The following is a 19,920-nucleotide window of genomic DNA, read 5'->3' on the forward strand; positions in this document are numbered from 1 at the left end:
TACGCATTTAGGCGGCCTCGGCTTGGGTGTTGCCTGGGCCAGAACCAGCCGCCCAAATACGAAAATATACGTTCACGTCCAGCACCCTGCCCCTGCACCCCCGACCCCTCCCGTCTCGTCGCCACCTGCGGCCCGGTGGCCCCCTCGGGCCCATGTGTCCCGGTCCCTGAGTGCCCCCGGCTTCGGGCTCGGGGATGCAAAAGGCAGGCTGTGGCCAGGTGGTGGCAGAAAACCGCCACCTGTAATCCCGTGCTTGCGGGTCGCGTGACGTTAGTTTATTTTCGTCATGCACGGGGATTTCGGATGTCCGGCGGCGACGGATCTGCCATCATTCAGTCAAGCTACCAGAATGTCGGAGGGTTCAAGGTCTGGACAGGGTACTGGGAGAACATCAAGAAGGGTGAAGACTCCTGGCACACGTCACGTGGGAGAACGTCAGCGTGCCTGAATGCATTCGTGCCGTCATGAAGGTCCGGGGCGGTAGTGACGACTACATCAGCAAATGGCGTTGCCCGTGACACCTTGGCGCGTTCTGTTCGTGTCGCCCGCGACCATGGCTCTGCTGGTCGCGGGCGCCGCGCTGGCTACTGCCGTGTGCGCTTGGGGCATGCAGCGTCACCCGGACAGGACCAGGGCGACGGTGCGCGTTCTCCTGTGGAGCTGGGTCGTGCTGGTAGCGGTGGTAACGGTTGCGCCAGATCAGCCGCCTGGTACGTACCAGGAGCCCGTCAACTGGCGTCTCGGTGCTTCTTTCAGGGCCAGCGGAATCGGACACTCTGAGGATGGCCTGTTGGTCAGCCAGTACATCGGCAATGCTGCCATGTTCTTCCCGGTGGGAGTCCTGGGCTGGTTCAGCTCGCGGCGTGGCTGGTGGACCTTGGTGTGGAGTGCTGCCCTCAGCGCAAGTATCGAAGCGCTTCAGCAGGTAATGGCCGCCGGGCGTACCGCAGACATCGATGATCTGTTCTGTAATTCATTCGGAGCTGCAACAGGAATTGCTGTTGCGACGTTCTCGTATTTCATCGTCATGTTTCGGCGGTCGCGCGGTGCGGCTGCCGAGGGCGACCGTAAGGCGGTAGGCCGCAGGGCGGGCACCGGATAGAAGCCGTCCCGTATCCGTGGTCCCCCGGTTCCTCCCGCATCGTTGGCGCCTGCGGCCCGGTGGCCGGTTCACCGGTCCGGGTTGGCCCCTCCGCTTTCACTACGTCCGCATCGGCCTCGAAGCTATGCACGGATCTCGTTCATGAGCATCCGCAAGGTCAGCGAATGCTTGTCCGGCGGCAGCTTGTCCATGGCCTCCTGGGCGTACGCGGTGCCACCCGCTTTGTCACCTGCGCGTGCCAGCATGAGGCCCTTGTGCAGGTCGAGGTGGGTCGCGAAGCGGGGAAGGGTGTCCGGCAGTTCGCGGCGTGCGGCCTCCTGGGCGCCGGCTGCTTTTTTCTCCAGGCCGAGGCGGGCGAGGAGGAGGGACATGAAGACGTTCATCCGCCAGTGCGGGACGGCGTAGTCCGATGTCTGATCGGCGGAGCCGGAGGCGTCGAAGATGCGGCGTCCACGGTCCATGAGCCGCAGCGCGCTGTCTTGGTCTCCGCGGAGTGCGGCGGCGTGGGCCTTGCCCATGACGCCGTTCAGCAGGCCCAGGGAGGGTTTCCGGCTGATGGCGATGGCCTGGTCGGCCAGTATGTCGGCGACGCCGAGCGCGGCCCCTTCGTAGCCCAGGGCGATGGCGGCCCGGCCCCGGACCCAGACGCGAGTGTCGTCGTCTCCGGAGCGGTCGGCCGCTTCTGCGGCGAGTCGGTACCAGTTGACCGTCTTGGTGCCGTCGGTGCCGGGAAACGTCTTGGCGTACAGGGTCATCAGCCGCGCGGCGACCGACCACAGCCTCGGGGTGTCCAACTGCTGCTGCACCACGACCAGCTCACCCGTGACCTGGCGCTGCACGTCGGAGGCGCCCAGCGACATGTAGTCGGTGCCGTAGGCGGCGAGCTTGGCTTCCCAGTCGTCGATGGAAGGCCCGCCGCTGAGGCGTGCGGCGAAACCGGCGCTGAGCAGGTCCGAGGCGATTACCAGGGCTGTCGCGGTCGCGGCAGCGCTGCTGACGAGCATACGTCGCTCCACCTGCCCCTCAAGGACGGCCATTGGGACGCCGAGCATGCGGTCTGGTGGGCGGGTGCGCCCGTTGGGCTCGCCGGGTAGCCCCCGGTGGCCCGTTATGGGTGCCGGGGCCCGGCGCCACTTCAGCTGTCCCACTGGGCGACGACGGGGTCGGGGAGGGAGGCCGCTTGGCGGGCCAGCTCCTCGGGCAGGAGGGTCATCAGCTTGGCGCGTTCCAGGCTGATGTGGGCCAGGGCCGTCGTACGGGCGTCGTCCTGGCTCGGGTAGAGGCCGTCGCCGACCGTGATGTTGTGTGGCGGCTCGCCGACTTCGGCGACCCACTGCCCGCCGTGTGCGGGCCAGACGCGTACGTGCGACAGGTGGGACGGCTGCGGCAGCCGGGTAACGCCCCGGGCAGCCGCTTCCTTCAGTAATCCTTCGATGCTCAAGGGGGCGAGTCCTTTCGGTGGAGGTGGGTTCGGCCCGCTGGCCGCTCGGGCCGGGACACGATCACGGCGCGGGGTGGGCGTCCGGGCGGTTTCCGTGCGCCTCCCACTCTTCGCGCAGGATGCCGTACGTGATGGAGTCCCGCCATGCTCCGCGTACGTACACGTGGCCACGGATGCGGCCCTCTTCGGTCATGCCGACAGCCAACACCGTTTTCTCCACCGAGGTGTTAAGCGGGGCGCGGGCCGCCCAGACGCGGTGAAGGTCCAGGTCGGTGAACGCGAGGGCGAGCAGTAGACGGGCCATCTCGCGGCCGTAGCCGAATCCCCAGGTTCCGTGACGCAGCGCACCGCCGATCGTGGCCGCACGCGGCTGGTGCGGGTCGAGGGCGAGGCGGGCGAATCCGACCACCTCGCCGCCGTCCTGTTTCACCACGGCGAGTGCGTACTCCTCGCGTGGTGAGACCTTCGCTGACGCGATGCATCGTTCGACCATGCCTTGGACTTCCGGGCGGGACCGAGGCGTGAAGCTCAGATGCTCGGTGACCTTCTCACTGCCGTAGATGGCATGGACGGCGTCCACGTCGTCCATGGTCAGTTCACGCAGAGAGAGGCGGTCGCCGTGATGGGAGACGGGGTACATGCAAGCGAGCGTAGCGTTGTCGCTCAGCGGGTCCTCCCGAGTGTGGGACGGCTGCTGAACTCGGCGATCTCCTCCCGCAGTTCCCGTGCTGCCGACGCATCGCGGACGGGCCCTCGCATGAGCGAGGCGCGTACTCGCTGGGCTGAAGCGATGATGCCTGCGTTGCGCTGGCTGGGCGGTAGTTCCAGGACGGGATGCACGGCCTCGGCGGCTCCGTCCAAGTCGCCCGTGTAGAGACGCGCCAGGGCGAGGTTCGACCGGGAGCCAGCCTCGTCGCCGAACGCCCAGTTCGGGTCGTCAGGGTTGCTGAAGCCCTGTACTGCCTGCTCCGCACGCCTTATGAGGTCGGCGCTGCTGTCACCGAGCAGGACATTGGCCTCGACTTCGTAGTACGTCTGCTTGACGGGCGGGAAGAAGAAGTTCCCGCCGAGGCTGTCCAGGTCGTCTGGCGTGGTCCGCTCCCGCAGTTCTTCCGCGCGGTGGTTCGCCGCGCGGACGGTGGTCGCGTCACTCAGCAGGGCTGCTGCGCGCGATTCCAGGCCGGCCAGCCAGACGGTGACGCTGCCACGCAGATCCTTGCCCAGGTCGGCCCCTTGGCGCGCGTAGTGCAAGGCGTCTTCGGGCCTGTCGGCCCAGTAGGAAATCAGGGACTGGAGACCCCGGACCCAGGCCCGCATGGCCTGGTGCTCGGCCTGATCGGCGCACACGGCGGCGGTACGCGCCTGCATCATGGCGGATTGCGGGTCGCTGAGGTCATGGCTGGCCTTCGCGAGCATCCCGGACTGAAGAGCGGCGAGCAGGTACAGTTCCCGGCTTTCGGAAGGTTTCGCCCGCCCGCTTTCCAGCAGGCGAAAGGTCATGTCCTGTACCTGGGTCATGTCGTCGAGGATCTGGCCGAGGGGCACGCGGGTGTAAATCTCGGCGATGCGGCGTACCTGGTCCTGGAGATGGCTCAGGGTTTCCCGCCCGACCTCGTTGCGCTCGGCACCCATTGCGAACTCGATTGCCCGTCGTGCGGCCATGGCTGCAAACCTCTCCATTCGCTGTAAGTCCGCGCCAGACGTGGCGCGGGGCTCATCGTGCGGCGCACTGGTGCCGACTGCCCCAGATGGCGCCGGTTGTGGTGCGGCCGGGGCCTCGGCGAGGAGTTGGGGGACCGGCCGCTTGAACAGGTGCGCGAGCACCCGCCGCGCGTCCGTCTGCGGCATCGCCTTGCCGCTGTACCACCGGTCGAACGTGCTCTTCGAAAGGGTGAGCGAGGCCAGGGACGGGTCACCGGTTTCCTTGGCCAGGCTGGAAGCGGCCTTCCTGTACTCGTGGAGAAAGGTCGCGTGGTCCTGCCAACCCTGTTGATCAATCAACGACCGGAGGAGGGTGACCATGTTGCCCCTTTGCCAGGCGTCCAGCACGTAGTCACGAAGGTACTGCTGTCATCCCCTCAACTGGCCGCGTTCAAGGGCGGTTACCCACTATGAGGTGACTTTGACGAAGGTCTGCGTTCCCCGTCATCCGGCCGCCCCGGAATGACGCGGCTCTGAGGGTGGATCTGGAGGACGGGGGTTGCAACGATCGTCTCCCCAGCCCGCACCGCGTGACTACGACGGCACTGACGGTAGTCGCGCTCCCGGTGCGGTGACCCCGTGGAGGGACGAACTCATGTCGGTCATGACGATCCGGGTGTACGACGTTGACAGTGCCACCGGGTGCGTCGTCCGGGAGCGTGCGCTGGTGGCGGTGAGGTCGGGTTCCTGGCCGGGGCCGGTCGTGTCGGCGGCGGGGCTGGCGCGGTGGCCGCCGTGCCGGTGTGCGCGGTGCCGGGGGCCGGTGGCCCGTGCGCTCCCGGATGCGCCACCTCCCCTGGGGCAGCGACGCCCGTAGCGGCAACCGCACAAGCTCCCGTTCCGGGGTTCAGACGCCGAGGAACGGGACCGGAGGGACGCGTGAGCCCCGTCGGCCCGTGCGGGGTCAGCGACGGGTCCCGCGCTCCTCCGCCAACTCCGGCCTGGCCGTCTTTCCCCCGGGACGGCCGGGCCGGGGACCCACGACGCGACGGGGTGGCGGAGGCGAGCCGGTTCGGGTTCGCCCCGCCCCACGGGGGTCCGCGCACTCGCCGATGTTCTGGAAGGACTGAATCGATGACCTTGACGGCCCGCACGACGCGGGAGCTGCGCCGCCGCCTGGCGGACCGGCTGCGGGACCTGGGGGCGGTGCGCAGCGACGCCTGGTACGCGGCGTTCGCGGACGTGCCGCGTGAGGTGTTCGTGCCGGCCTTCTCGGTGCGTACCGCCGAGGGGGTCCGGGAGTACGACACCGCCGAGCCCGGGTACGCGGAGGCCGTGTACGCCGACGAGAGCCTGGTGACCCGGTTCGACGAGCACGGCACGGCCGTCAGCTCCTCCTCGCAGCCCTCGGTGATGGCGGTCATGCTGGAAGCGCTGCACGTGCCCGAGGGGGGCCGGGTGCTGGAGGTAGGGACGGGGACCGGGTACAACGCGGCTCTGCTGTCGCACCGGTTCGGCAGTGGGCGGGTGGTGTCCGTGGACATCGACGCGTCGTTGACGGAGACCGCCCGGGCCCGTCTTCAGCTCGCCGGGTACGCGCCCGCGCTGGTGACCGGGGACGGCACGGCGGGCTGTGCCGAGCACGCTCCGTTCGGGGCGGTCCTGGCCACGTGCGGGGTGGAGCGGGTGCCGGTGGCCTGGCTGGAGCAGACCCGGCCGGGCGGGACGGTGGTGGTCAACATCGGGTCCGTGATCGTCCGGCTGACGGTGGGCGGCGACCACGGGGCCAGCGGCCCGTTCCTGCCGAGGGACGCCTCGTTCATGACCGCCCGCCCGGGCCCCGAGCACACCTCGCCGCGCGCCCCGGCCTACTCCGGGCTGGTCGTCAACGGCACCGGTCGACGCCGGGCGGAGCCGCTGCCCGGGGGCGGCGAGGGGTTTCTCGCCGATCTGGTGCGGGGGGCGTGCCTGGAGGTGTCCCTGTACCAGCCGGACGTGCTGGGCATGACCCTCGCTCCCGCGCGGGAGCCGAAGATCTACGGGCTGGTCCACCCGGCCACCGGTTCCTGGGCGCGTATCACGCTGGAGGACGCGGCCACCGTGAGCGTCGCCTGGGACGGGCCCCGGGACCTCTGGGCGGAGCGGGCGCCGGTCCTCACACGCTGGATCAGCGCCGGGCGGCCGGGCCCTGGGGCGTACGGGCTGACGGTGGGGCCGGGCGGGGAGCACGAGCTGTGGCTGGACGCCGCGCACGGCGGGCAGCGCCTTCCCCTGCCCTGATCGGCTGTTCCGCGGCGGGAATTCCGCTTCGTATCGCAAGGCCCCGGCCTGGGGCGTGGGCAACGCAACGTCAGGAACGTCAGGATGAGAGAGATCACGGCCCGCACGGTCAGGCGGGTGCTGAGGCTTTTCGGCGACTCCCCGCGTGGGCGGGGCCGTCACCGGGCCGGTGCGCCGCCCGCGCCGGGAATGCGGGCGGGGAAGCGGGCGGGGGTGGCGTGGTCGGCTGACGCCGTGGCCGCGGGCCGGTTAGCGGCGTGCGCGGCGGAGCCCGAGTCGCCCTTTCCGCCGGTCACGGCGGCTGACGCGGTGTTCTGGGCCGACTGCGGGCCGCTGGTGCGGCCGTTCGTCATCGCCCACGAGCGGGAGCTGGAGCGGCAGCGGGCCGCGCGGGAGGCGGTGGCGTGGTGAGGCGGGGCGGGTGGTCGCGGCTGCTGCCGTGGTCCGGGCCCGAGGGCGAGGCGCGGTTCCTGGTGGCCTCGTCGTCGGCGGGAGCGCGGGGGATCGGGCGGGCGGCCGACGAGATGGAAGCCTTGCAGATGCAGATGGGCGCCCAGTGGTGCGGGTACGCGCGGGCGGTGCTCGCCGATCCGCGGGCCACGCGGGAGGAGGTGCGGTACGTCACGGAGCGGCTGGTGGGGGCGTTGCGGGACGTGCTGCGGGTGGCCGACAGCCGGGGACGCCGCCTGAGCCCGCCCGGTGACGGCGGCGGGGACGCCGCGTGAGCGCCGCCGGGGGCGGGTGGGTGTCGGCGCAGTGTGCGGCCGCGCTGCGGCCGTCCGGGGTCGTCGAGGCGCATGCCCTGTGCCGGGTCGGCGCCTGCGCGTGCGCGTGCCACCGGCGGCGGGCGGTGAGTCTGGGGCTGCTGATCGGCGGGCCCGCCGACCTGGTGGACCGGCCCGTGCCGGAGCCCGCGCCCGTGCCGGAGCCGGTGGCGCCGGTGCTGTCCACGCCGGAGTGGGCCGAGGACGTCATGCGGGAGGCCGGGTTCGTGCCCCAGGAGCCGTATCCGGGGAACCGGTCGGACACGTGGCTGGCGAAGTGCGAGGTGTGCGGGCGGATGCGGCGGCCGTCGCTGAGTGCCGTCTCGCGCGGGCTGCGCTGTCGGCACGGACGGGCGTACACCCGGTAGAGGCCGAGGGCGGGCCGTCGGCCGTCCGGGAGCCCCCGTACCGGGCGGCGAACCCGTCGGCGGCCCGCCCCTCCCGGGCCCGGCCCCTGCCGCACCGCCCGTGCCTGGGGCGGCGGCAGGGGCCGGGCCGCTTTCGGTGGGGCACGGGCAGTCCCCGTCGCGGGTGGTTGTCCCCCGGCCGTCCGCGAAACCCGGTCAGGCGCTGAGTAATGTCTTACGACACCCTGCCACCCCCACCCAGGAGGCCGTCCCATGGGACTGGAACAGCCCGACCTTGTCGCCAAGGCCCGCGCCTGGCTCGCCGAGGACCCCGACCCCGACACCCGCGCCGAGTTGGCCGCCCTGCTCGACGCGGCGGAGGGCGGGGGCGGGGAGGCGCTGGCGGAGCTGGCCGGGCGGTTTTCGGGGACGTTGCAGTTCGGTACGGCCGGGCTGCGCGGGGAGTTGGGGGCCGGGCCGCTGCGGATGAACCGGGCCGTGGTCATCCGGGCCGCCGCCGGGCTGGTCGCGTACCTGCGGGAGCGGGGGCACGGCGGGGGACTGGTGGTCATCGGGTACGACGCGCGCTACAAGAGCGCCGACTTCGCCCGCGACACCGCCGCCGTGGTCACCGGCGCGGGCCTGCGGGCGGCGCTGCTGCCGCGGCCGCTGCCCACGCCCGTGCTCGCGTTCGCCATCCGGCACCTGGGCGCGGTCGCCGGGGTGGAGGTGACCGCGAGCCACAACCCGCCGCGCGACAACGGCTACAAGGTCTACCTCGGCGACGGCTCGCAGATCGTGCCGCCCGCCGACGCCGACATCGCCGCGGCCATCGCCGCCGTCGGCGGCCTGGACGGCGTGCCGCGGCCCGACGGGGGGTGGGAGACGCTGGGGGAGGAGGTGGTGGAGGCCTACCTGGACCGGGCCGGCGCCGCGCTGACCCGGCACTCGCCGCGTGCCGTGCGGGCCGTGTACACGCCGCTGCACGGGGTGGGCCGCGACACGCTCACCGCCGCGTTCGCCCGCGCGGGCTTCCCCGCGCCGGTCGTGGTGGCCCAGCAGGCCGAGCCCGACCCGGACTTCCCCACGGTCGCCTTCCCCAACCCGGAGGAGCCCGGCGCGATGGACCTGGCGTTCGCCGCCGCGCGGGCCGCCGGGGACGGCGGCGTCGACCTGGTGATCGCCAACGACCCGGACGCCGACCGGTGCGCGGTGGCGGTGCCCGCGCCGGGCACGGCGGAGGGGTGGCGGATGCTGCGCGGCGACGAGGTCGGCGCGCTGCTGGCCACGCACCTGGTGCACAAGCACGCGCGGGGCACGTTCGCCACGTCGATCGTCTCCTCGTCGCTGCTGTCGCGCATCGCGCGCGCGGCGGGCGTGCCGTACGCGGAGACGCTGACCGGTTTCAAGTGGCTGGGCCGGATCGAGGGCCTGGCCTTCGCGTACGAGGAGGCGCTGGGCTACTGCGTCGACCCGGGCGGCGTGCGCGACAAGGACGGCGTCACGGCGGCGCTGCTGATCGCCGAGCTGACGGCCGAGCTGAAGGAGCAGGGCCGTACGCTCACCGACCTGCTGGACGACCTCGCCCTGGAGCACGGCCTGCACGCCACCGACCAGCTGTCGGTGCGGGTGGCGGACCTGTCGCTGATCGCCGCGGCCATGAAGCGCCTGCGGGACCGGCCCCCGGCGCGGCTGGCGGACCTGGCGGTGGAGTCGGCCGAGGACCTGTCCGCGGGCAGGGCGGACCTGCCGTCGACGGACGGCCTGCGCTACCGCCTCGCCGGCTCCGCGGACGGCGGCGTGGCGGCCGCCCGCGTCATCGTCCGCCCCAGCGGCACCGAGCCGAAGCTGAAGTGCTACCTGGAGGTGGTGGTCGACGTGCCCTCGGCGTACGAACTGGCGGAGGCCCGTACGACCGCGCAGAAGGCGCTGGCGGCGCTCCGCAGCGACCTGGCCGCCGCCGCGGGCATCTGACGGGCCGTCCCGGGCGGCGGTGCGGGGCCTCAGGGCTTGCGGACCAGCAGGAACGCCTGGCGGGTGGAGTCCTCCATCTCCGGCTCGCGCTCGACCCGCGCGTGCGGGACGAACCCGGCCTCCGCCAGCAGTTCGGCGACGCGCTCCGGCCGCCGCCGCTGGAAGTCGAGCGCGACCGGGTGGCCGAACGGGCGGTCCACGCGCAGCGGTTCGTCGCCCGTCTGGAAGGCGAGCAGCGCGTGGCCGCCCGGGGCCAGCACCCGGTGGAACTCGGCGAACGCCTGCGGCAGCCGCTCCACCGGCAGGTGGATGGTCGAGTACCAGGCCAGCAGCCCGCCCAGCGTCCCGTCCGGCAGGTCCAGGGCCGTGATCGAGCCGACCTCGAACCGCAGGCCCGGGTGCGCGGCCCGGGCCAGCTCCACCATGCGCGGCGACAGGTCGATCCCGGACACCGCGAGGCCGAGGCCGTGCAGGTAGGCGGTGGTCCGGCCGGGGCCGCAGCCGAGGTCGGCGACCGGCCCGGAGCCGCGTACGTACCCGGCGAAGGCGGCGAGCAGGGCCTGGTCGAGGGGCCTGGCCGCGAGCGCGTCGCGGAAGCGGTCGTCGTAGTCGGCGGCCACGGCGTCGTAGAACGCGCGGGTGGCGTGCAGGACGTCGGGTTCGGCGGCCCGTTCGGCGGCGGGGGCGCGGTCGTGTGCGGTCACGGGGCCGCACCCTATGCGGGTCGCCTCCCGCGCGGCAGGTGATTTTCCGCGACGCGGCGGCCGCTCCCCGGGCCCGACTCGCGTTCGGGACACGTCCCGTCCGGTACGCGTCCGCTCTTCGCGGCTCACGCGCGGGCGACCGGCCTCAGGCCAGCTCTCCCGCCCGGTCCCCCCGCTCCTGCTCGTGGTCCTCCAGCACCCAGTGCAGGTCGTGCACGCGCGGCTCCAGGGACAGCCGGGCGACCACCTGCTCCAGCGCGGCGGCCACGTCGCCGGTGACCACCACGGTGGCCTGGACGTCGGTGCAGTCCGCGCCCTCCCGGCGGGCCCGCAGCCCGGTCGGCGTCAGCCCGCACCCGGCCAGCGCCTGCAACAGCAGGGCCCGTACGTGCGTCTCCGCGCGCCGCTCGCAGCTCAGGTGGACGGTGGCGCGCGCTCCGGCGTCCTGGTCGGTGCCGGCGGCGGGCGCCCGGTCCAGCAGCCGCCCGGCCGGCCGCAGCACCACGTGGACGGCCAGCACCACGGCCGTGCCGACCACGGCGAAGGCCAGTTCGCCGGAGGCGGCGAGCACGCCGACGGCGGCCGAGCACCACAGGGTGGCGGCGGTGTTCAGGCCGCGCACCCCGGCGCCGTGCCGCAGGATCACCCCGCCGCCCAGGAACCCCACGCCCGATACCACGTAGGAGGCCACCCGGGTGGGGCTGGTGGTGTCCTCGGCGGCGACGCTGTACAGCACGTACAGCGTGGCGCCGGTCGCCACCAGCGCGTTGGTGCGCAGGCCCGCCATGCGGGCGCGCCACTGCCGTTCCACGCCGATCAGCGCGCCGCAGCCGACACCGGTGGCGAGGCGGGTGACGAAGTCGAAGGTGGTCAGGGCGTGCATGCGCACACCTCCCTGTGAAGCGGGCGGGGAGGGGCACACGGTGGGACCGGCCGCCCGCGCGGGCGCGCGGTTACGGCAGCGGGGTCACCGCGTGCCGGAAGGGACGCGAGAAGGGCCGGCTCCGGCCCGTACCACTGGGACCGCGATCCATGTCTCCCGCCTCCTCTCCGATGCCGTCCGAAACCTCGACGAGTGTAGGACAGAGGCCGAAGCGGAAGCAGGTCCTTTGACCTGCTCTTGACACACAGGCGCTGGTACGGGCGTATGTCGGCCCCCGGCCGGTCGTATAACCGGAACCCGTGTCCGAGGGTGCTACACCTTCGGGTGACGCGCCGCCGACCCCGGCGCCGCCGCTCCGGGCCGCCGCTAGCGTCGGTTGCGGAGCAGACCGGGCGGGGGAGGAAAGGGGAATCGGTATGTGCGCCAACTGCGGAGCCAACGACGCCACGCAGTACCAGGAGACCGACGGCACGCGCTGGTGGATGTGCCTGAGATGCCGCCACCGCTGGCCCGTGCAGCGGTCCCGGGCCTGGCCCGTACGGCGGTCCGGGGCCTGGCCCGTACGGCCGTCCCGGCCCGAGCGGCCCGGACGGCGCCCGGCCCGGCCGTCTCACCCGCCCTGGCGCGCCTCAGCGGGTCGCGAGCAGCGCCGCCAGCGCCGCCAGGCCCGCCACGGCCGGCCCGATGACCTCGTAGGCCCAGCGCACCCGGGGCTCGCCCTGCGCGCCCTCCCGCGCGGCGTTCCGCTCGGCCAGCTCGCGCAGGTCGTCGATGGTCTGGTCGGACACGGCCCGCCGGTTCTCGCCGCGCCCCGCGCGTACGGTGGCCGGCGTGCGGCCGTACGGGTCCTCGGCGGCGGCCCTGGCCTGTTGCCGCGCGGCCCGCTTGCGCTGCCGCAGCGAGACGGGCACCGCCCAGAGCTGGTAGGTCGCGCCGCCCGCGCGCACCTCGCTGCTGTACCCGGCGCGCAGGTCCGCGACCGAGGCCCATGGCAGAGTGATCGTGCGGAACGGGTTGCGCACCCGCAGCCGGTCGGCCCCCGCGTACACCGCGGGCCGCAGCGTGAACGCGACCACCAGCGGCACCGCGCCCACCAGCCCGGCCAGCGCCAGCCACGGCGTCCGGCCGTCCCCGCGCACGATCGCGTCCCCGCCCAGCCACGCCCCGAGCGCGAGCAGCAGCACCCCGGCCGCCATCCCGCTCGGCGAGCGGTAGACGCGGTCGGCGTACCCGTCGTCCTGCGTGGCGGCCGGCCTCCGCCCGGAGGCGCCGTCGTGGGGGCTCGTCATGCGCCCGATTCTGCCCGATCCCCGGGGAGAACCACGACGGGCCGCCGCTACGCCAGCCGCCACCGCGGGCCCTGCGGATCGCTCAGCCACACGTACTGGCCCCGCGGCGTGACGGTCACGCCGAACGCCGTCTGCTCCGGGGCGCCCGCCGCGCGCCAGGTCTCGACGGCGGCCTCCACGCCGTCCCACACCCGCCGCGGCCCGCCCTGCCGCACCCGCCAGGTGCCGTCGCCGCGCGGCAGCAGCAGCGCGTACGAGCCGGTCTCCGCGTCGATGAAGTAGTCCCGGTACGGGCCCTTCTCGACCGAGTACCCGAGCCACTGGACCTCGGGGGCGCCGAGCTGGACGACGAAGTTGCCCGTCCAGTCGTGGCAGACGTCCGCGCCCACGGCGGTGTCCCGCTCCTCGCCCGGCCGCGCGACGACCTCCGAGACGTCGCCCAGCTCCGGCGGCGCGTCGGTGCGGGCGATCATGAAGGAGACCGTGCCGGGCAGGAACCGCCCCTCGGCCCGCGCGGGCCCGGACACCGTCAGCCGGGCCAGGCCGGACGCGGCCAGCCGCCCCTGGAGGGTGACCAGCACGACCCCGCCGGGCCGGGTCTGCTCCAGCCAGGCCCGGGGCACGGTCCGCACCGAGCAGGTCGCGACGACCCGGTCGTACGGAGCGTTGCCGGGCACTCCGGCCAGCCCGTCGCCGACGACGAGCGCGGGGCGGTGGCCCAGGCCGCGCAGGGCGGCGGCGGCGTCCTCGGCGACCCGCGGGTCGATCTCCACGGACGTGACCCGGCCGTCCCCGAGGCGGCGGCACAGCAGCGCGGTGGAGTAGCCGGTGCCGGTGCCGATCTCCAGCACCCGGTGCCCGTCGGCGACGTCCAGCTCCTCCAGCATCCGCACCACGAGACCCGGCAGGGTGGACGACGAGGAGGGCGATCCGGTCACCGGCCCGTCGGCGTCCTCAGGCCGCAGGCGGCCGTCGACGAGCGTGACCAGGGACTCGTTGGCGTACGCGAGCTCCAGCCAGGCCGCCGTCCCCGCCCGCTGCGGGGTCACCGGCGCCCACCGGTCGCCCTCGCGGCGGAAGAAGGACGGCACGAAGCGGTGCCGGGGCACGCCCTCGACGCACACCTGCCAGGCGGCGGACCTCAGGTCGCCGTCGGCCCGCAGGCGCCCGGCGAGGCGTCTGGACAGCCGCGCGGCCGTCTCGGCGTCGATGTCGGGGATCGCGGTCACGCGGGCAGTCCTTTCCGCAGCAGGTCGGCCATGGCGGCGGCCATCGGAAGCCCGGTGGCGTCGGCCAGCCAGGCGAACTGCCCGTTGGGGTTGAGTTCCAGAAACCACAGGGCGCCGTCGGTATCCAGCGCGAAATCGAAGCAGCCGAAGAGGAGCCCGAAGCGGTCGAGGAAGCGGTGCAGCGCCTGCTGAATATGCCCAGGGAGTGATACCACGGCATAGGTGTGGCGCGTGTAGTCCCGCCGCCAGTCCAGCAGGACGCCGTCCTCCCCGCCGGTATCGATGCGGACCGCGAAGATCTCCCGCCCGATGACCGTCACCCGGACATCCGCCTGTTTCCGGACGCGCTCCTGAAACAGGTGTGCGGTGCCGGACACGGTGTCGTCGAGATCAGCCGGATTCACTTCCTGGGTCCATATCGTCAGCGGCATGCCGTCGTCGTCCCGGTAGGACGTGCCGCGCAGCGGCTTGTAGACCACCGGGCCGTGGTCTTCCGTGAAGTCGCGGGCCGTCCTCGGGTCATTGGTGATCAGCGTGGCGGGAACAGGGAATCCCAGTTCCGCCGCGGCCGCGAGCTGTACGGGCTTGTAGTCGGCCGCCGCGTTCCTGCGGGGGTGGTTGACGTACAGCGCCCCGGGCAGGGCGTCGAGCACACCGCCCAGGCCGTGCCGGGCCTGGGCGATGGCGAACTCGGCGTCACGCGCGGGAAGGTGGTCGAACCGGTACGGGCCAGGACGGCGCCGGTAGACCGCCCGCACCCGCGAGAGGTCCACGGTCCGGGTGGCCGTCCGCAGCGTCCCCCGCGTCCCCGCGTCCCCGCCCACCTGGGCGGCGAGCGTCACGCCGACGGGAAAGTCACCCGGATCGAGCCGGACCACCGGCACCGACCGGGCGTTCAATTCTCCGATGACGTCGTCGGCAGTGGTGTCCTCCAAAGCGGTGAGCACCAGGACCGGGCGGTCGTCGTCCGCCATCAGTCATCCTGCTGCTCTTCATCCTGCTCGTGGTCCGTCTGCCCGTTCGGAGTGTTTCCGTCCGGGCCCGACTGCGGCCGTGTCCGCCGCTCCGTGGCCCGCTTGGTCTTGCGGTGCTGACTGGCGTGAAGCGGCCGGCCGTCCAGGGCCGAATACCGTGCCGTCTGCGTCTGCGGATCCAATTCGACCCGGTATGCCGGGACCTCCTCGGGCGGTCCGAGAGGCCCGATCCGGGACAGGCCCCACGGCCGTGGTGACGGCCTGTTTAAGTGATGCAAAGGTGCTGCCCTCCTGACAACGACCGGTGCCGCCCAACGGTCGGCGGCGCCGGAATCACTTGGCCACCCGATTATTGCGCACAGCGCTTCCCGAGCAATCCCGGGGTAATCGGATATACGCCATCCAGGTGAGCGGCCGGACCGTGATCCGTCGTCTCTCCACCGAAAATCGACCAGGTGGTACGGGCCGAGACCCGGCGTGCGCCGGGACTCGAAATTGCCGCACGAGCACGCGGGCGCGGAACGGCCACCGGGCCGCGTCCGCCAACGAGACGGGAGGGGCCGGGAGCCCGGAGCGAGGAAGGCACCACCGGGGCGCGGGGCGCGACGAGACGCCCCGGAGCCCCGGCCCCGGCCACACCCCCGGCCCGCCCCGCCCCGCAGGCGAAACCCGTCACGACTCAGACGCGCTCCAGCACCTGCGCCAGCAGATTCCCCATCCGGTGCGCCGACTCCCGCCCCGCCCGCAGCACTTCCTCGTGGTTGAGCGGCTCGCCGGTCAGGCCCGCCGCCAGGTTCGTCACCAGCGAGATGCCCAGCACCTCCGCGCCGGCCTCCCGCGCCGCGATGGCCTCCAGGGTCGTGGACATGCCGACCAGGTCCGCGCCGAGCCTGCCGAGCATGGTGATCTCCGCGGGCGTCTCGTAGTGCGGGCCGGGCAGTTGGACGTAGACGCCCTCCTCCAGCGTGGGGTCGATCTGCCGGCACAGCGTCCGCAGCCGCGGCGAGTACAGGTCGGTCAGGTCGACGAAGTTCGGCCCGACGATCGGCGAGGCGGCGGTGAGGTTGATGTGGTCGCTGATCAGCACCGGCTGGCCGGGGCGCATGCCCGCGCGCAGGCCGCCGCAGCCGTTGGTGAGGATGACGGTCTTGCAGCCCGCCGCGGCGGCCGTCCGCACGCCGTGGGCCACGGCGCCGACGCCCAGGCCCTCGTAGTAGTGCGTGCGGCCGAGGAAGACCAGCGCGCGCTTGTCGCCGACCGCGTACGAACGGACCTTGCCCGCGTGCCCCTCGACCGTGGGCTGCGGGAAGCCGGGCAGCCCGGTGACCGGAATGTCGTGCTCGGGCTCGCCGAGCGCTTCGGTGGCCGGAGCCCAGCCGGAGCCCAGGACCAGGGCGACGTCGTGGGTCTCGGCGCCGGTGATCTCGCGCAGGCGGGCGGCGGCGGCGTCGGCGGCGGCGAACGGGTCGCCCAGGAAGTCCGAGGTAGCTGATGCATTCACGCGTTGAGCGTAGCCGGTTTCGGCCTACGCGCGTAGAAGCACTTCACGCAAAGGCTCGAATCGTTGCCGTCCAGAAATACGACAAGGAGTGAAAAAGATGGGCAAGGCGGCGGGTGCTGGCGCGGGCGGGCGCTCGGCATCGGCCAACCGGGTGGCTGGCGCATCATCGACAGGCGCCACGGAACGCCCAGAGCCGCCGACGGGACCGCCGGAAGGACCGCTGACCGGACCGCCGGAAGGACCGCAGGGAAAGCCGCCGAAGGGCCGTCAGCAGGGGCGTTTGCGCAGCTCCGTGACGTAGTCGTGCGGCGCTCCGGCCGACTCGGCCGCGTCCGCGAGCTCGCCGAGGTAGCGGGCCGAGGGCAGGCCGCCCTCGTACCCGTTGAGCACGTACAGCCAGGCGAACTCGTCGCCGTCCAGCGTGTGTACGCGCACCCGCCGCATGCGGCGGTAGATGCCCAGGCCCACGCCCTCCCAGCGGTCCAGGGACTCCTCGTCCATGGGCGCGATGTCGTACAGCGCGACGAAGACCTGCGACAGGGGGTCCTCCACGAGGGTGGCCAGCGCACCCTCCCAGCCCATCTCCTCGCCGCCGAAGGTGAGCCGCCAGCCGGTGATCCAGCCCGTCCCGCGCAGTGGTGAGTGCGGTGCCCGGCGGGACATCAGCCGGGCGTCGAGGTTACCGGCGTACGCGGCGTAGAGCGACATGATTCAGAGGGTACGTGAGGGGGCCGACGCCACCCGTGGGGTGCCCGCCGGGGCACCGCGCGGAGGCGGGAACAAGGCCGGAACCGGCCTCCGGTCCGGAACCGGCCCCCGGCGGCGCCCGGCGGCGCCCGGAGGCGCCCGGCCCACTCCGAGGCACACCCGCGAGGCTCCGCCGTCAGGCACACCCGCGAGGCTCCGCCGTCAGGCACACCCGCGAGGCCCCCGCCGTCAGGCGCACCGCGGGCGCGCGGCCCCGCAGGCGCGGGTCCGGACGCGCGGACCCGCGCCCCGTGGCCCTGCCGACCCCGCGGATGCGGGACAATGGAGCATGTGACTCGGATCGTGATCATTGGTGGCGGACCTGGTGGCTACGAGGCGGCGCTGGTCGCGGCGCAGCTCGGCGCGGAGGTGACGGTCGTCGACTGCGACGGCCTCGGCGGGGCGTCGGTGCTCACCGACTGCGTACCGTCCAAGACGTTGATCGCCACCGCCGAGGTGATGACGACGTTCGACTCCTCTTACGAGGAGCTGGGCATCATCGTCGCCGACGACACCCCGCCGCTGGAGCAGGCGGCCCGGGTGGTCGGCGTGGACCTGGGCAAGGTCAACCGCCGGGTCAAGCGGCTGGCGCTCGCGCAGTCGCACGACATCGCCGCCTCGGTCACGCGCGCGGGCGCGCGCCTGGTGCGCGGGCGCGGGCGGCTGGTGCCCGCGCAGGCGCCGGACGGCTCGCGCCGGGTGGTCGTGCGGGCGGCGGACGGGTCGGAGGAGACGCTGGTCGCGGACGCGGTGCTGGTGGCCACCGGCGCCCACCCGCGCGAGATACCCGACGCGCAGCCGGACGGCGAGCGCATCCTGAACTGGACCCAGGTGTACGACCTGGACGAGCTGCCCCAGGAGCTGATCGTGGTGGGCTCCGGCGTCACGGGCGCGGAGTTCGCCGGCGCCTACCAGGCGCTCGGGTCGAAGGTCACCCTGGTCTCCAGCCGGGACCGGGTGCTGCCCGGCGAGGACCCGGACGCGGCGGCCGTGCTGGAGGACGTCTTCCGGCGCCGCGGCATGAACGTGATGAGCAGGTCCCGGGCCCAGGCCGTCAAGCGGGTGGGGGACCGGGTCGAGGTGACGCTGGCGGACGGGCGGGTCATCGGCGGCACGCACTGCCTGATGGCCGTCGGCTCGATCCCGAACACCGCCCGGATGGGCCTGGAGGAGTCCGGCGTCCGGCTGACGGAGTCGGGCCACGTCCAGACGGACAAGGTGTCGCGCACCAGCGCCCCGGGCGTGTACGCGGCCGGTGACTGCACCGGCGTGCTCGCCCTGGCGTCGGTGGCCGCGATGCAGGGCCGTATCGCGATGTACCACTTCCTGGGCGACGCGGTCACCCCGCTGAACCTGAAGGCCGTGTCGGCCAACGTGTTCACCGACCCCGAGATCGCCACCGTCGGCTACTCGCAGGCCGACCTCGACGCCGGGCGCATCGACGCGCGGGTGGTGAAGCTGCCGCTGCTGCGCAACCCGCGCGCGAAGATGCAGGGCATCAGGGACGGCTTCGTCAAGATCTTCTGCCGGCCCGGTACGGGCATCGTGGTCGGCGGCGTGGTGGTCGCGCCCCGCGCGAGCGAGCTGATCCACCCCATCTCGATCGCCGTCGACAACAACCTCACCGTCGAGCAGGTCGCCAACACCTTCACCGTCTACCCGTCGCTGTCCGGCTCGATCGGCGAGGTGGCGCGGCAGCTGCACACGCGCAAGTCGGGCGCCGAGGGATAGCGGAGCGGGCCCGGGCCGGGGCCCGGGGGCGGTCCCTGCGGCTCGGAGGCCCGGCCCCGCCGGGGTTCCCGCGGCGGATTGCCCCGCCCTATACCACCGATGAGGGTGGCGAGCGAACAATTTCCGCTCATTGCCGCAACCTGCTGAAACCAAGTGGTCGTTGCATTACTGTCAGTTTCGTGTTCGCAGCGGAACGTCGCCAGTTGATCCTAGAAATGGTGCGTGCGAACGGAGCGGTGTCGCTCCGCGAGCTCGCCCGCGTCGTCCAGACCTCCGAAGTGACCGTACGGCGGGATGTGCGGGCACTGGAGGCAGAAGGACTGCTCGACCGCCGGCACGGCGGTGCGGTGCTGCCGGGAGGATTCACCAGAGAGTCCGGCTTCCCGCAGAAAGCCCATCTAGCGACCGCGGAGAAGACGGCCATCGCCGACGTCGCGGCCGGTCTCGTCGAGGAGGGCGAGGCCGTCGTGGTCGGCTCGGGGACGACGACGCAGGAGCTGGCCCGCCGGCTGGCGCGCGTACCCGGCCTGACCGTGGTCACCAACTCCCTGCTCGTCGCCCAGGCGCTGGCGCACGCCAACCGCGTCGAGGTCGTCATGACCGGCGGCACCCTGCGCGGCTCGGACTACGCCCTGGTGGGCAGCGGCGCCGAGCAGTCCCTCCAGGGGCTGCGGGTGTCCCGGGCCTTCCTGTCCGGCAGCGGGCTGACCGCCGAGCGCGGCCTGTCCACGTCCAACATGCTGGCCGCCAGTGTCGACCGGGCGCTGGTGGAGGCGGCGGCGGAGGTGGTCGTGCTCGCCGACCACTCGAAGCTGGGCCTGGACACGATGTTCCAGACGGTGCCGACGGACCTGATCACCCGGCTGGTGACGGACGAGCCCCCGGCACACCACGAGCGGGCCCTCGCCGAGCTTCAGGCCCTCGCCGACCAGGGCGTGCGGATCTCGGTGGCCGGCCAGCCGGGGTCCGGCGCCGGGGCCTGTCCCGCCGCGGGACCGGCCGCGGGAAGCGGCGGGACCGGGCCGGGCTCCACCGCGGGCGCGGCCGGGGCGGGGCCGGTCGGCGGCACGGTGGGGCCGGTGGGCTTCGAGGGCGGCGCGGCGGGGCCCGGGCGGTCGTCGCCCCGGCTCGGGACCGCGGCGGCCTCGGGGGCGGGGGCGGTGCCCGGTCCGGTGGCGGGGGACGACGGCGGGCTGCCGCTGGGCGGTCCGCGCCGGGGCCATCCCCGTACGGCCGTACCCCTGCCGGAGCAGCAGTCCGGCGGCGGCCGCGTGGCCGACCTGGCACCGCGCCGCCGGTAGCGGACGGGAGGC

Annotated in this window: 20 protein-coding genes; 8 read left to right on the forward strand and 12 right to left on the reverse strand. The window is 73.2% G+C overall.

All coding sequences use genetic code 11. The features are described 5' to 3' along the window. The first annotated feature begins 502 nt into the window (after nt 1-502). On the forward strand, nt 503-1,102 hold the full coding sequence (locus tag RKE29_RS15995) for a VanZ family protein (RefSeq protein ID WP_312006062.1): 600 nt from the start codon (nt 503-505) through the stop codon (nt 1,100-1,102). 122 nt (nt 1,103-1,224) lie between these two features. On the opposite strand, the gene RKE29_RS16000 is transcribed toward RKE29_RS15995, so the two are convergent. From RKE29_RS16000 to RKE29_RS16015, 4 genes are all read right to left on the reverse strand, one after another. Then, nucleotides 1,225-2,154 carry an XRE family transcriptional regulator gene (locus RKE29_RS16000; RefSeq protein WP_312006063.1) on the reverse strand — a complete coding sequence of 310 codons (930 nt, stop codon included), beginning with the start codon at nt 2,152-2,154 and terminating at the stop codon, nt 1,225-1,227. Between the two features lie 83 nt (nt 2,155-2,237). After that, nucleotides 2,238-2,543, reverse strand: coding sequence for a hypothetical protein (locus RKE29_RS16005; RefSeq protein WP_312006064.1), 306 nt, complete (start codon nt 2,541-2,543; stop codon nt 2,238-2,240). Nucleotides 2,544-2,604: 61 nt separating this feature from the next. Continuing rightward, on the reverse strand, nt 2,605-3,183 hold the full coding sequence (locus RKE29_RS16010) for a GNAT family protein (RefSeq protein WP_312006065.1): 579 nt from the start codon (nt 3,181-3,183) through the stop codon (nt 2,605-2,607). Nucleotides 3,184-3,206: 23 nt separating this feature from the next. Continuing rightward, nucleotides 3,207-4,565 carry a hypothetical protein gene (locus tag RKE29_RS16015; protein WP_312006066.1) on the reverse strand — a complete coding sequence of 453 codons (1,359 nt, stop codon included), beginning with the start codon at nt 4,563-4,565 and terminating at the stop codon, nt 3,207-3,209. Nucleotides 4,566-5,318: 753 nt separating this feature from the next. On the opposite strand from RKE29_RS16015, the gene RKE29_RS16020 reads away from it, so the two are divergent. From RKE29_RS16020 to RKE29_RS16040, 5 genes are all read left to right on the forward strand, one after another. Continuing rightward, nucleotides 5,319-6,464, forward strand: a complete 1,146-nt coding sequence (locus tag RKE29_RS16020) for a methyltransferase domain-containing protein (protein ID WP_312006067.1) — start codon at nt 5,319-5,321, stop codon at nt 6,462-6,464. Nucleotides 6,465-6,677: 213 nt separating this feature from the next. Further along, the gene (locus tag RKE29_RS16025) at nt 6,678-6,875 is read left to right on the forward strand and encodes a hypothetical protein (protein ID WP_312006068.1); all 198 of its coding nucleotides are present in this window, start codon (nt 6,678-6,680) and stop codon (nt 6,873-6,875) included. Beyond that, the gene (locus RKE29_RS16030) at nt 6,869-7,189 is read left to right on the forward strand and encodes a hypothetical protein (protein WP_312006069.1); all 321 of its coding nucleotides are present in this window, start codon (nt 6,869-6,871) and stop codon (nt 7,187-7,189) included. Before RKE29_RS16025 ends, RKE29_RS16030 begins: the two co-directional genes overlap by 7 nt. Then, entirely contained in the window at nt 7,186-7,596 is a 411-nt protein-coding gene (locus RKE29_RS16035) for a hypothetical protein (protein WP_312006070.1), read from the forward strand. The genes RKE29_RS16030 and RKE29_RS16035 overlap by 4 nt, the downstream gene beginning before the upstream one ends. Nucleotides 7,597-7,848: 252 nt before the next feature. Further along, nucleotides 7,849-9,549, forward strand: a complete 1,701-nt coding sequence (locus RKE29_RS16040) for a phospho-sugar mutase (RefSeq protein WP_312006071.1) — start codon at nt 7,849-7,851, stop codon at nt 9,547-9,549. A gap of 29 nt (nt 9,550-9,578) precedes the next feature. On the opposite strand, the gene RKE29_RS16045 is transcribed toward RKE29_RS16040, so the two are convergent. From RKE29_RS16045 to RKE29_RS16080, 8 genes are all read right to left on the reverse strand, one after another. Further along, nucleotides 9,579-10,253 carry a class I SAM-dependent methyltransferase gene (locus RKE29_RS16045; protein ID WP_312006072.1) on the reverse strand — a complete coding sequence of 225 codons (675 nt, stop codon included), beginning with the start codon at nt 10,251-10,253 and terminating at the stop codon, nt 9,579-9,581. 145 nt (nt 10,254-10,398) lie between these two features. Next, the gene (locus RKE29_RS16050; RefSeq protein ID WP_312006073.1) at nt 10,399-11,136 is read right to left on the reverse strand and encodes an MgtC/SapB family protein; all 738 of its coding nucleotides are present in this window, start codon (nt 11,134-11,136) and stop codon (nt 10,399-10,401) included. A 629-nt stretch (nt 11,137-11,765) separates the two neighbouring features. Next, the gene (locus RKE29_RS16055; protein ID WP_312006074.1) at nt 11,766-12,425 is read right to left on the reverse strand and encodes a PH domain-containing protein; all 660 of its coding nucleotides are present in this window, start codon (nt 12,423-12,425) and stop codon (nt 11,766-11,768) included. 47 nt (nt 12,426-12,472) lie between these two features. Beyond that, nucleotides 12,473-13,654, reverse strand: coding sequence for an ATP-grasp peptide maturase system methyltransferase (gene tgmC / locus RKE29_RS16060; RefSeq protein ID WP_312006075.1), 1,182 nt, complete (start codon nt 13,652-13,654; stop codon nt 12,473-12,475). Further along, on the reverse strand, nt 13,651-14,628 hold the full coding sequence (tgmB, locus tag RKE29_RS16065) for an ATP-grasp ribosomal peptide maturase (RefSeq protein ID WP_312006076.1): 978 nt from the start codon (nt 14,626-14,628) through the stop codon (nt 13,651-13,653). The genes tgmC and tgmB overlap by 4 nt, the downstream gene beginning before the upstream one ends. Further along, on the reverse strand, nt 14,628-14,906 hold the full coding sequence (gene tgmA / locus RKE29_RS16070; RefSeq protein ID WP_312006077.1) for a putative ATP-grasp-modified RiPP: 279 nt from the start codon (nt 14,904-14,906) through the stop codon (nt 14,628-14,630). Before tgmA ends, tgmB begins: the two co-directional genes overlap by 1 nt. A 401-nt stretch (nt 14,907-15,307) precedes the next feature. Beyond that, on the reverse strand, nt 15,308-16,129 hold the full coding sequence (locus RKE29_RS16075; RefSeq protein ID WP_312006078.1) for a purine-nucleoside phosphorylase: 822 nt from the start codon (nt 16,127-16,129) through the stop codon (nt 15,308-15,310). A 267-nt stretch (nt 16,130-16,396) separates the two neighbouring features. Further along, complete coding sequence (locus RKE29_RS16080) at nt 16,397-16,837, reverse strand: gamma-glutamylcyclotransferase (protein WP_312006079.1); 441 nt, start codon at nt 16,835-16,837, stop codon at nt 16,397-16,399. A gap of 321 nt (nt 16,838-17,158) precedes the next feature. Here RKE29_RS16080 and RKE29_RS16085 point away from each other — a divergent pair, with 321 nt between their 5' ends. Both RKE29_RS16085 and RKE29_RS16090 read left to right on the forward strand, forming a co-directional pair. After that, on the forward strand, nt 17,159-18,607 hold the full coding sequence (locus tag RKE29_RS16085) for an NAD(P)H-quinone dehydrogenase (RefSeq protein ID WP_312006080.1): 1,449 nt from the start codon (nt 17,159-17,161) through the stop codon (nt 18,605-18,607). A 215-nt stretch (nt 18,608-18,822) separates the two neighbouring features. Beyond that, nucleotides 18,823-19,908, forward strand: a complete 1,086-nt coding sequence (locus RKE29_RS16090) for a DeoR/GlpR family DNA-binding transcription regulator (RefSeq protein ID WP_312006081.1) — start codon at nt 18,823-18,825, stop codon at nt 19,906-19,908. Nucleotides 19,909-19,920 lie beyond the last annotated feature (12 nt).

The organism is Streptomyces sp. B1866, from assembly GCF_031932565.1.
Taxonomy (GTDB): Bacteria; Actinomycetota; Actinomycetes; order Streptomycetales; family Streptomycetaceae; genus Streptomyces.

Bases quoted from the DNA above. Each gene is read 5' to 3' on its own strand.
- RKE29_RS16080 (WP_312006079.1), bottom strand. From the start codon at position 16,837: ATGTCGCTCTACGCCGCGTACGCCGGTAACCTCGACGCCCGGCTGATG.
- tgmB (WP_312006076.1), bottom strand. From the start codon at position 14,628: ATGGCGGACGACGACCGCCCGGTCCTGGTGCTCACCGCTTTGGAGGAC.
- RKE29_RS15995 (WP_312006062.1), top strand. From the start codon at position 503: ATGGCGTTGCCCGTGACACCTTGGCGCGTTCTGTTCGTGTCGCCCGCG.
- RKE29_RS16055 (WP_312006074.1), bottom strand. From the start codon at position 12,425: ATGACGAGCCCCCACGACGGCGCCTCCGGGCGGAGGCCGGCCGCCACG.
- RKE29_RS16010 (WP_312006065.1), bottom strand. From the start codon at position 3,183: ATGTACCCCGTCTCCCATCACGGCGACCGCCTCTCTCTGCGTGAACTG.
- RKE29_RS16085 (WP_312006080.1), top strand. From the start codon at position 17,159: ATGGAGCATGTGACTCGGATCGTGATCATTGGTGGCGGACCTGGTGGC.
- RKE29_RS16040 (WP_312006071.1), top strand. From the start codon at position 7,849: ATGGGACTGGAACAGCCCGACCTTGTCGCCAAGGCCCGCGCCTGGCTC.
- RKE29_RS16015 (WP_312006066.1), bottom strand. From the start codon at position 4,565: ATGGTCACCCTCCTCCGGTCGTTGATTGATCAACAGGGTTGGCAGGAC.
- RKE29_RS16050 (WP_312006073.1), bottom strand. From the start codon at position 11,136: ATGCACGCCCTGACCACCTTCGACTTCGTCACCCGCCTCGCCACCGGT.
- RKE29_RS16000 (WP_312006063.1), bottom strand. From the start codon at position 2,154: ATGCTCGGCGTCCCAATGGCCGTCCTTGAGGGGCAGGTGGAGCGACGT.
- RKE29_RS16020 (WP_312006067.1), top strand. From the start codon at position 5,319: ATGACCTTGACGGCCCGCACGACGCGGGAGCTGCGCCGCCGCCTGGCG.
- RKE29_RS16090 (WP_312006081.1), top strand. From the start codon at position 18,823: ATGGTGCGTGCGAACGGAGCGGTGTCGCTCCGCGAGCTCGCCCGCGTC.